Origin of the sequence: Curtobacterium sp. B8 (assembly GCF_000333315.1) — a bacterium.
Lineage (GTDB): Bacteria > Actinomycetota > Actinomycetes > Actinomycetales > Microbacteriaceae > Curtobacterium > Curtobacterium luteum.
Genome location: NZ_BACW01000304.1, coordinates 1 through 1,980 on the forward strand (window position 1 = coordinate 1; position 1,980 = coordinate 1,980).

At 75.8% G+C, this 1,980-nt stretch carries 2 protein-coding genes; both read left to right on the forward strand.

Translation table 11 applies throughout. The features are described 5' to 3' along the window. The coding region (locus tag I59_RS07475) for a winged helix-turn-helix domain-containing protein (RefSeq protein ID WP_022903326.1) at positions 1-163 on the forward strand (163 nt) is incomplete at its 5' end. A gap of 197 nt (positions 164-360) precedes the next feature. Next, positions 361-1,887, forward strand: a complete 1,527-nt coding sequence (locus I59_RS07480; RefSeq protein ID WP_049976546.1) for a cell wall metabolism sensor histidine kinase WalK — start codon at positions 361-363, stop codon at positions 1,885-1,887. Positions 1,888-1,980 lie beyond the last annotated feature (93 nt).

Consider the following 1,980-nt stretch of genomic DNA (forward strand, 5'->3'; position numbering starts at 1 on the left):
CGCGGGAGCCATCCTCGCCAGTGTCTGGGGCATGGACTTCGGGGCGTCGTCGAACCTCGTCGACATGTACGTGTCGTACCTGCGGAAGAAGCTCGACGCCGGCCGCGAGCCGATGCTGCAGACCGTGCGCGGGGCCGGGTACGTGCTCCGCCCGACGTCGTGAGGCGGGTGGGGTCCGGGCGGGGCCGGGCAAAGGTCGAGGCCGGGTCCGAGGCCGAGGCAGGGGGCCGGGCCGGGTCCGGGGGCCGGGCCGGGGCCGGGGCACGGGCCGGGGTCCGGGCCGGAGCCGGGGCCGGGGCACGGGCCGGTCGGGTCGGGAGCGGCCGGGCGCCGTCGCTCCGGTGGCGGATCGTCGGGGCGGTGGCGCTGCTGCTCGTCGTGACCAACGTCGTGGTGGGGGCCGTGACCGTGGTGGCGTTCCGGGAGTACCTGGTCGGGCGGTTGGACGCCGAGCTGGCGACCGCCGCCGGCCGGGTGGTCGGCGACGGAGGCGCGCCGCCGTCCGGGTCGGGGTCGTCGGGGTCCGGGTCGTCGGGGTCCGGGTCGTCGGGGTCCGGGTCGTCGGGGTCCGGGTCGGGGTCCGGGTCGTCGTCCGACGGACCGGACCCGGACAACCGGTTCATCGGGGTGCCCGGGCAGGCGGCGGGCACCGTCGTGGCCGTGTTCCGGTCCGGGTCCACCGCCCTCGCCGGGTACACCGACAGCGAGGGCCGGCAACACGGCCTCACGACCGCCCAGCGACGCACCCTGGCCGCCATCGACCACGACGGCAGCCCGGTGACGGTCCGACTCGGTTCGCTCGGCAGCTACCGGGCGCAGGCGGTGGGCAACGGCGACGACGTGTACGTCACCGCGTTGCCGCTGGGATCCCTCGACGCGACGATCGTGCGACTCGCGGTCGTGTTCGGCGGCGTCACGCTGCTCGGGCTCGCGGTCGCGGCCTGGGCCCTCGCCCTGACGGTCCGCCGCGCGCTCCGACCGCTCGAGCGCGTCGCCGGGGTGGCGTCCGACGTCGCCGCCCTCGACCTCGAACGCGGGGACACCGACATCACCGCCCGGGTCGCGACGTCGGACCTCACCGCGAACCGTGAGGTCGGGCAGGTCGGCACCGCTCTGAACCGACTCCTCGGGCACGTCGGCCGCGCCCTGACCGTCCGACGGGAGGTCGAGGCGGGCATGCGCACCTTCGTCGCGGACGCCTCGCACGAGCTCCGCACGCCGATCGCCACCGTCCGCGCCTACGCCGAGCTCTCCGCGTCCTCGCACGACCTCCGAGCGGTGCACGCGAACGTCGATCGGATCGCGACCGAGGCCGTCCGGATGGGCGACCTCGTCGAGGAGCTCCTGCTGCTCGCGCGGCTCGACGCGCGGACCCTGGCCGGATCGGCGCCGCTCGTGGTCGAGGCGCTCGACCTGACCTCGATCGTGGTCGAGGCGACGATGGACGCACGCACCACGGCTCCCGGGCACCGCTGGACGCTCGAGGTCGACACCGAGCCGGTCACCGTCGACGGAGACGCCGGACAGCTGCGTCGCCTCGTGCGGAACCTCCTCGCCAACGCCGCCAGCCACACCCCGGACGGGACGGCCGTCGTGGTGTCCCTGCAGCGTGTCCGCGGGGACGGGCAGCAGATCGTGCGGCTGGTCGTCGCGAACGACGGGCCGCCCATCGACCCCGCGCTGCTGCCGACGCTCTTCGACCGCTTCACCCGGGGCGAGGCCTCGCGATCGCGGGAGCACGGCACGAGCGGCCTCGGGCTGGCGATCGTCCAGGCGGTCGCACAGGCGCACGGCGGGAGCGTCCGCGTGGTGTCCGGTCCGGGCCGGACGGCGTTCACGGTCGACCTCACGCACACCGCCCCGTCGGGTCCCTCGCCCGCGCAGTAGTCTGCCTGGACGAGGGAGGGCACCGTGCCGAACGACTACCGTCAGCTGCCGGGGCAGCCACGCGCCGAGGACTTCGTCGTCGAGGTCCCGGCG